This is a genomic window from [Bacillus] enclensis, from assembly GCF_001456935.1.
Classification (GTDB): Bacteria; Bacillota; Bacilli; order Bacillales; family Bacillaceae_B; genus Rossellomorea; species Rossellomorea enclensis.
Map to the genome: position 1 here is coordinate 491,983 of NZ_KQ758484.1, position 8,298 is coordinate 500,280.

Here is an 8,298-nt window from a genome sequence, read left to right on the forward strand (position 1 = left end):
CCCTATGTACTTGTCGAAATATTACTCAACCAGTCCGCAGCGTTCAAAAATCGTATCGACATGCTTCAGATGGTAGTTATAATCGAAGCAGTCCTTGATTTCCGCCGGAGAAAGCTTGGATGTAATCGTGCCGTCTTCCTCGATCAGCGAACGGAACGGAACCTGCTTCTCCCATGCTTCCATCGCCTTCGGCTGCACCGTATCATATGCTTCCTCGCGCGCCATCCCTTTATCAATCAGGGCAAGCAGGACACGCTGTGAGTAGATCAGCCCGAGTGTACGATCCATGTTGCGCTTCATATTTTCAGGGAATACCGTCAAGTTCTTCACGATATTTGCGAAGCGGTTCAACATGTAATTGAGAGCGATCGTCGCATCCGGTAAAATCACACGTTCAGCAGAAGAGTGAGAGATATCACGCTCATGCCATAACGGTACGTTTTCATATGCTGTCATCATGTATCCTCTGATTACACGAGCCATCCCCGTCATGTTCTCGGAACCGATCGGGTTGCGCTTATGAGGCATGGCTGATGAACCCTTTTGACCTTTTGCGAAAAACTCTTCCACTTCACGGGTTTCACTCTTCTGAAGGCCGCGCACTTCAACAGCAAATTTCTCAATCGATGTCGCAATCAAAGCAAGTGTACCCATGTAGTGAGCATGGCGGTCACGCTGCAGCGTCTGAGTGGAAACCGGTGCAGGCTTGATGCCTAACTTTTCACATACGTATGATTCAACGAATGGATCGATATTTGCATACGTCCCGACAGCCCCGGAGATTTTCCCGAATTCAACCCCGTCAGCAGCAGCTTTAAAGCGCTCGACGTTTCGTTTCATCTCTTCGTACCAAAGGGCAAGCTTCAGTCCGAAAGTCGTCGGTTCGGCGTGAACACCATGCGTCCGTCCCATCATGACCGTGTGTTTATGCTCGATTGCTTTATTTTTCAAAATCTCTACGAATCGCTCAAGATCCTTCAGGATGATTTCATTCGCCTGCTTCAGTTGATAAGAAAGAGCGGTATCGACTACGTCCGTAGAAGTGAGACCGTAGTGGACCCATTTTCTTTCCTCTCCAAGCGTTTCAGAAACGGCACGCGTGAAAGCCACGACATCATGGCGCGTTTCCGCTTCGATTTCTTTGATGCGTTCCACATTGAAGCCTGCGTTTTCGCGGATCTTCGCCACATCTTCTTTCGGGATATCGCCAAGTTCAGACCAGGCTTCACAAGCAAGGATCTCTACTTCAAGCCATGCCTGAAATCTGTTTTCCTCTGTCCAAATCGCTCCCATTTCAGGGCGTGTATAACGTTCAATCATTTCATTCGTCCTCCGATCTTTTCCTGCACCTTCCAAACCCCGGCATCATTCACGGACTCCAGCGTCTGCTCAATGTCATCCGTCAGAATCGTGACATGCCCCATCTTCCGTTTCTGCTTCGGCACATCTTTTCCATACAGATGCACAAACCAGGAAGGCTGATTTGGAATAGCTTTCATTACAGGCTCTATATGCTCACCTAATAGGTTAACCATCACAGCGTTCTTTAATAAGGAAGGCTTTCTTAGCGGCCAGTTGCAAACCGCTTTGATATGCTGGGCGAACTGGGAAGAGTCACATGCTTCGATTGAATAATGACCAGAATTATGCGGCCTCGGCGCCAGTTCATTGATGAATATGCAGCCGTCTTCCGTCAGGAACATCTCAATCGCAAGCGTCCCGACCAGGTCAAGCGTCTCGCTGATTTTTTCGGCCATTTCAACCGCCTTGCGTGAAATATCTTCAGAGACCCGCGCCGGGGCAATCGTTTCATGAAGGATATTGTCAACATGAACATTTTCCACCACCGGAAAATGAGTCTGCTGTCCGTCGGGATTCCTCGTGACGATCACCGATAGTTCCCGCTCAAACGGAATCCATTTTTCAAGTACACACGGTCCGTTTTCCAAAAGCGCCGCCGCTTCTGCCACTTCTTCCACTTCGCGGATCACGAATTGCCCTTTGCCGTCATATCCGCCCCTTGAAGTCTTCAGAACAGCTGGATAGCCAAGCTTTTCTATATTATCATAGATGTCCTCTTCCTGTAGAATCACAGCATAAGGAGCCACTTCAACCCCCGCCAGGGTCAATGCTGCCTTCTCCTGGATGCGGTCCTGAGTGATGCGGATCAGTTCCGCACCCTGCGGCACGTACGCCCTGCCCGAGAGCCATTTCAACGAGTCATAGTCAATGTTCTCAAACTCATACGTAATCACATCAGATGCTTCTGCCAGGCGGTCGAGTGCTTCATATTGGTCAAATGGAGCGGTGATCACCAGGTCCGCAACCTGTGCACAAGGCGATGCAGGTGATGGATCCAATACCGCTATCTTGAATCCGTTGTGCTTCGCAGCAAGGGCCATCATCCTTCCAAGCTGCCCTCCGCCGATGATCCCGATTGTCTGTCCAGGTAAAATTGTCTTTTTAAACAAGGTCATCACTGCTTTCCATCACTTTTTCGCGTAATTCCTCACGTCTGGTTTCCAACTTGTCTGCCATGGCACCATCATCGATCGAGAGGATCTGCGCGGCAAGCAGTCCCGCATTGACCGCTCCCGCCTTACCGATGGCAACGGTCGCAACCGGCACCCCGCCGGGCATCTGTACTATGGACAGAAGGGAGTCCATCCCGTTCAGCGCCTTCGACTGCACCGGCACCCCGATGACAGGAAGAGTCGTTTTGGCAGCCACCATGCCAGGAAGATGAGCTGCACCCCCTGCACCGGCGATGATTACCTTTATGCCTCTGTCCCTCGCAGTTTCGGCATATTCGAACATATAATCAGGTGTACGATGGGCCGAGACGACCCTTTTCTCAAAAGGAACCCCGAGCTCCTCCAGAATGTCACACGCATGCTTCATCGTTTCCCAGTCTGATGTACTTCCCATAATGATCCCTATCATATCGTGACGGCACCTCCACTCGAATTCTTCACAAAAAATACCCAGATCAATTGATCTCTCCAATATGAGAGAAAGCAATTGATCTGGGTATTTTCACCGTACAGAAAGAGCCCTTCCAAAAAGGGACAGCAAAGACACTTCTGCATCCAGACAGTCACTTCCCCTCATAGTCCGGCCGTTTACGGCAGCCGGGTAGAAACTTACAGGCCCTATCCCCGTTATTATATGAGGGTATTCGATTTATTTGTCTTCATCATACCGTTATTCACCGGCACTGTCAACGAATAATCGAACGATTTTAAATGTCTGAAAATTAATGTTCGGTTTTAAGCGGAATCACTCTTCCATTTTCTTTCCTTCGAACACAATTGTCTGCCTTACAGGGACAACATCTGTTTTCCCACCGTCTTTCTTCTCTTCAAAAACAGGCTTCTCCATCCTTCTGACCGGCATATAACCCATTTCCTTCATACGGTCGAGGCAATCGCCGATCGTTTCATGTTCCTGCACTTCAAATAAAAGCTTCTTTTTACTCATACTTTGATTTTTCCTTTGCGTATATTTCGGACGGTCTTCACCCAGAACCCGCCGTGGATCGTCTTCGGCTCGTATGCGATGATGAACGCTTTAGGATCCAGCTCCTTGATCGTTGCGTACAGCTTCATTTCATACTTGCGCGGCGTCAGGATCTGCAGGGCCATCCGATTTCCTTCCAGGCCGTTCGCTTCCCAGTTGGTCACCCCGTAGCCTTTCGAACGGAGTTGATCCGGAAGAGCTTTATCATATTCCTTGGTGATCACGTTAACCGTAATATACCCCAAAGCGAGCTTCTCTTCAATCTTCATACCGACCACAACCCCGATTCCGTAACCGACCGCATAGGCAATCAAGTTCTGGATTTCATTCAGGTTGTCCAATACCAGGCCGAGACCGACTACATAAATGACGACCTCGAACGTACTCACAAATGCCGCAAAATACCGGTACCCCTTCAGCGTCAGGATCATCCGTATCGTAAAAAACGACACGTACACAATATTTATCACTAAGATGATCAGCACCATCATCACACTATTCTCTAACAACTTTCGTCCCTCCCATAGGATGCTCAAATCATTTTCCTATTTTACTAGAAATAACGCGGAATATGAACCGCTGGAAGGAAAATAAACGCGAAGTTCCGTATGACAATATTTAGCAAAAGTGAATTTTTTCTAAAATAAATCAGCGGAAAGGGATTTCTCATCAAATTCTAATCTTTTTTTAATTGCTTTCACCTTTAGCCGCGTTAGTATAGGAATTGCTTAAGAATATTAGTGCTTAACATAGCTAATCACTTCCTTCTTGTGTAATCTTATTTTATAAGATTCATTCTAAATTTCTTCATTTGTTGACAAAAGCCATGCTGAGGCTTTTGTCTTTTTTTTGGCTATATCCCGGTGCCCGAATGGCAACCCTAATACGAGAAGCAATTTTGTTTCAATTTATTTGATTCCTTACCTTACCGCTAATGATTTCCGTGCAAAACTTCGCTTTCCGCGGGCGGTTGGTGAGCCTCCTCGGCAAGCCTGCGGGTTAGAAAAGCGGAAAGGCTTTGGTCAGAGGCGGGTGGCATAAGGCGAATCGTCCACGAAGGCGTTCTTTGCCTTCTTCGGCGAGTTGACTTATGACATGTGCCTCTAAGCCTTGGAGCTAGACAGGACTCACCTAACACGCTTTTCCCGCAGGAGTCTACGTTTTGCACTCCAATCAATCGCTGGAACCGGTTTTGAATATAGATAAATTTACACACTTTCAATTCTGGATAAAGGGATTGAAGCTTATTATTAGACCTTCTTAATCCCTCAATTCAGGACGAACAGCATTCCAAATAATATTTTTCAACAAAAAAGGTTCAATGACTGTGCGGAAGTGCACGTCATTGAACCTTTTGACCGTTTTAGATTGCTGCCGGTTTTGTTACTTTTTTGCCTTCGATTTTGCTTACTGCTTCTTCGCTTGTATCGACGCGTCTGACGAACAGGGCCAATACGAGGGCTACAAGGTTGATTCCAAGGGCAACGTAGAAGGAATATTGAATTCCTGCTAGCAGGGATTGCTGTGTCAACAGGGCAGTCGACTGTTCTGTTACAGTCGCCGGATCTACACCGCTCATCAAGCTCTCTGCCTCAGTCTTGGCAACTGTATTCATGATGGTGATCAGGATCGCCGTACCGATTGAACCGGATACTTGCTGTGCCGTATTATTCACCGCTGTTCCGTGCGGATTCAAACGGTTAGGAAGCTGATTCAAACCATTCGTCATGATCGGCATCATCACCATGGACATCCCAAACAGACGCAGTGTGTAAATCATGATGATATGAGTATAAGTCGTATCGATCTGCAAGTGTGCCAGCATATACGTGGATACTGCAGTGATCGTAAGTCCGGTAAGCGAAAGCACACGAGGACCGAATTTATCAAACAACTTACCAGTGATCGGAGACATGATTCCCATGATGATTGCACCCGGAAGCATCATCAGACCTGAATCCAGCGGGGAAATACCGCGGACACTCTGAACATATGCAGGTGTCAAAATCATTCCTGAGAACATGGCAACCGCATTGACGATCGCGATCACGGATGCAAGTGCGAACATCGGATACTTATAAACATGAAGATCCAATAACGGCTCATCAATCTTGAACTGACGGATAATGAAAGCAGCCAAGGCGATGCCACCGACAATAAGAGTCGTTAACACAATGCCATCCGTCCATCCGTCTGAACTTGCAGTGGAGCACCCGTATAACAATCCTCCAAATCCGATGACAGAAAGAATGAGCGACATCATATCAAGTGAAGCTTCTTTATTTTGATCCATGATATTTCTGAATTTCCATACGGCCAGTAACAAGCTCATGACAGCCAATGGCAGGATCATTTCAAACAGCAGACGCCAGTCGTGATGTTCCACGATGTAACCGGACAATGTCGGCCCGATTGCAGGTGCTGTGATCATGACCAGTCCGAAGACTCCCATCGCCGCCCCGCGCTTTTCACGGGGAAAGCTGACGAGCATAACGTTCATCAATAGTGGCCCCATTACAGAGGAACCTGCAGCCTGAACCATACGGCCTGTAAGAAGCAAACCAAAGTTTGGTGCAAATGCTGCCAGTGCAGTACCCAGAGTGAAGATGGCCAGAGAAGTAATGACCAGGTTACGGTTCGAGAAACGAGTGATTAAAAACGCTGAAGCCGGTATCAACACCCCGCTCACAAGCATATACCCCGTAGCAAGCCACTGAACAGTTGAATAATCTGCTATTTCCAAGTCAACCATGATGGATGGCAGTGCAACATTTAATAATGAGTTATTTAAAAATGCGACGAAAGCTCCAATGAAAAGTATCGCCAACATTAAATAAGGCGGTTTTTTATTTTGAATTGCTGAGTCCATACCCTCATCCCTTTTTCTTTTAGTATTTTATTTTGCTACTCGAACTATTTTATACCCACAGTTCAAATAAATCAACACTTTTATACCGTTAGTATAAAAATGTTGTCTTTCCAGTCTAAGAAAACTATACTAATTTATAGAGGAAAGACTGGAGGCACGTATGAATAATCGAAAAAGAAAAGTCGCAGATATCGCATTATCATTATTTATAGAGAAAGGTTTCCAACAGACTTCAATCCAGGAAATCATAGATAAAGCCAATATTTCAAAAGGGACGTTCTATAATTACTTCACGTCCAAAAACGATTGTATCGCTGATATTTTGGAGTACCTGCGCTATGACGCCAGTCAGCAAAGGGTCGCCATGCAGATTGGAAAAGATGCAAAGGACCGGAACGTCCTGGCAGAGCAGATCACCATCCTGATCAGATTAAATAAAGAACGCAATTTAAATGTCCTTTTCGAAGCGATCCTTTCATCAAACGAAGCTGATCTAAAAAAACTGGTCATGCAGCACCGGATGATCGAGATGGAATGGCTGTCCAACCGTTTCATCGAAGTCATGGGGGACGAAATAAGGAAAGTTGCCTTTGAAGGGACTGTCTTGTTTTATGGAATGCTTCAGTATGAATTATTTACGATGCGGGTGACCAACAGCTCTTCACCAGTGGAGAAACTGGTGGATGTTGTCCTCTCCTATATCGAACTGATCATTCCATATATGTTGAAACATGATACAGCCATGTTGGATCACTCAGCAATCGATCTTTTGCAATCCAATATTGATAAACGAACTGTTACGAAATCGGATATAGTGGAGCATGGTGAACGCCTTCAGAAACATTGTCGTTTTAACAATGAGCAGCAGGACTTATTCGACGCTATCATAAATGAAGTGCAGCAGGACCGGATCCGAAAAGTCGTCCTTAAGCCCCTGCTGAAACCATTCCAGCAATTATTCAATGACACGGATGAAGAGTCCCATGTGCATAAGTTTACGAATATGATTTGGTATTATTTGAAGTCGGTTTGATGATTTTATATTGATGTATGCCTCCGAAAAGGTTACTTTTTGGGGGCATTTTTATTTAAAGAGATTGGACGTGGGATTTTTTTATTACAAGACTTGTTTAGGGAAAGATACATTCAGTTGATATAGGGATTGTTGATAGTGATGTGAATGATAAAGGCTTCAATTTGATAATAAATGCAGGTTTGTGAGAATAAGTAGAGGGGTTCGATTATATCTTAATGCATTTGAAATAAGGATTTTCTGTTTCGATAATAAAAGTTCGATTTCCGATAAAACATTCGTTGATTTCGATAATAAAAAGTCGATTTTCGATAATATCTAGGATTCAGCCATCAACCCAATACTCAATTTCGTGATATTTATATAAAATAGACACGTTTTTTCAGAAAACATGACTTGCTTTTTTAACCCAGGCCGAGGTTTTTTATTAAAATAGACAAATAACGGGCTTTAAAGAAGGAAATTTGATAGTTTTAATAAAAAGATGTGAAGACGTTTTTGGTTAACCATTATCCAATCCACTGCTATACCATCATCGTTTCACCCCACACAAAAAAAGAACAACTCCTAAGAGCTGCCCTTTTTTCTATTTGCCTGGCGATGTCCTACTCTCACAGGGGGAGATCCCCCAACTACCATCGGCGCTGAAGAGCTTAACTTCCGTGTTCGGCATGGGAACGGGTGTGACCTCTTCGCCATAATCACCAGACGAATATTCAATTGAAGGGTTTGTTCCTTCAAAACTAGATAAAGGATTGATGTCAAGAATACCGGTATTGCCGTGTTGTTCATTTAAAAATGACTCTTTGTGGTTAAGTCCTCGATCGATTAGTATCAGTCAGCTCCACATGTCGCCATGCTTCCACCTCTGACCTAT

General features: G+C 45.2%; 7 protein-coding genes, 1 rRNA gene and 1 riboswitch. Of the genes, 1 reads left to right on the plus strand and 7 read right to left on the minus strand.

The window, feature by feature from the left end; translation table 11 throughout:
* Window positions 1-21 precede the first annotated feature (21 nt).
* The 6 genes from purB to AS034_RS15170 all read right to left on the minus strand — a co-directional run bounded on the left by purB (window position 22) and on the right by AS034_RS15170 (window position 6,388).
* On the minus strand, window positions 22-1,320 hold the full coding sequence (gene purB / locus AS034_RS15145) for an adenylosuccinate lyase (RefSeq protein ID WP_058299123.1): 1,299 nt from the start codon (window positions 1,318-1,320) through the stop codon (window positions 22-24).
* On the minus strand, window positions 1,317-2,477 hold the full coding sequence (purK, locus tag AS034_RS15150; RefSeq protein ID WP_058299124.1) for a 5-(carboxyamino)imidazole ribonucleotide synthase: 1,161 nt from the start codon (window positions 2,475-2,477) through the stop codon (window positions 1,317-1,319). The genes purB and purK overlap by 4 nt, the downstream gene beginning before the upstream one ends.
* Window positions 2,464-2,943, minus strand: coding sequence for a 5-(carboxyamino)imidazole ribonucleotide mutase (gene purE, locus AS034_RS15155; RefSeq protein ID WP_058299125.1), 480 nt, complete (start codon window positions 2,941-2,943; stop codon window positions 2,464-2,466). The genes purK and purE overlap by 14 nt, the downstream gene beginning before the upstream one ends.
* Before the next feature lie 147 nt (window positions 2,944-3,090).
* Window positions 3,091-3,192: riboswitch (purine riboswitch) on the minus strand.
* A gap of 87 nt (window positions 3,193-3,279) precedes the next feature.
* The gene (locus AS034_RS15160; protein ID WP_058299126.1) at window positions 3,280-3,480 is read right to left on the minus strand and encodes an NETI motif-containing protein; all 201 of its coding nucleotides are present in this window, start codon (window positions 3,478-3,480) and stop codon (window positions 3,280-3,282) included.
* On the minus strand, window positions 3,477-4,007 hold the full coding sequence (locus tag AS034_RS15165; RefSeq protein ID WP_162266036.1) for a DUF2179 domain-containing protein: 531 nt from the start codon (window positions 4,005-4,007) through the stop codon (window positions 3,477-3,479). Before AS034_RS15165 ends, AS034_RS15160 begins: the two co-directional genes overlap by 4 nt.
* Window positions 4,008-4,882: 875 nt before the next feature.
* On the minus strand, window positions 4,883-6,388 hold the full coding sequence (locus AS034_RS15170) for a DHA2 family efflux MFS transporter permease subunit (RefSeq protein ID WP_058299127.1): 1,506 nt from the start codon (window positions 6,386-6,388) through the stop codon (window positions 4,883-4,885).
* 160 nt (window positions 6,389-6,548) lie between these two features.
* Between AS034_RS15170 and AS034_RS15175 the strand changes: the two genes are divergently transcribed.
* Window positions 6,549-7,421, plus strand: a complete 873-nt coding sequence (locus tag AS034_RS15175) for a TetR/AcrR family transcriptional regulator (protein WP_058299128.1) — start codon at window positions 6,549-6,551, stop codon at window positions 7,419-7,421.
* Between the two features lie 592 nt (window positions 7,422-8,013).
* On the opposite strand, the gene rrf is transcribed toward AS034_RS15175, so the two are convergent.
* A 5S ribosomal RNA gene (gene rrf, locus AS034_RS15180) occupies window positions 8,014-8,130 on the minus strand.
* Window positions 8,131-8,298: the final 168 nt, after the last annotated feature.

Bases quoted from the DNA above. Each gene is read 5' to 3' on its own strand.
- AS034_RS15170 (WP_058299127.1), bottom strand. From the start codon at position 6,388: ATGGACTCAGCAATTCAAAATAAAAAACCGCCTTATTTAATGTTGGCG.
- AS034_RS15160 (WP_058299126.1), bottom strand. From the start codon at position 3,480: ATGAGTAAAAAGAAGCTTTTATTTGAAGTGCAGGAACATGAAACGATC.
- AS034_RS15175 (WP_058299128.1), top strand. From the start codon at position 6,549: ATGAATAATCGAAAAAGAAAAGTCGCAGATATCGCATTATCATTATTT.
- purB (WP_058299123.1), bottom strand. From the start codon at position 1,320: ATGATTGAACGTTATACACGCCCTGAAATGGGAGCGATTTGGACAGAG.
- AS034_RS15165 (WP_162266036.1), bottom strand. From the start codon at position 4,007: ATGGTGCTGATCATCTTAGTGATAAATATTGTGTACGTGTCGTTTTTT.
- purE (WP_058299125.1), bottom strand. From the start codon at position 2,943: ATGATAGGGATCATTATGGGAAGTACATCAGACTGGGAAACGATGAAG.
- purK (WP_058299124.1), bottom strand. From the start codon at position 2,477: ATGACCTTGTTTAAAAAGACAATTTTACCTGGACAGACAATCGGGATC.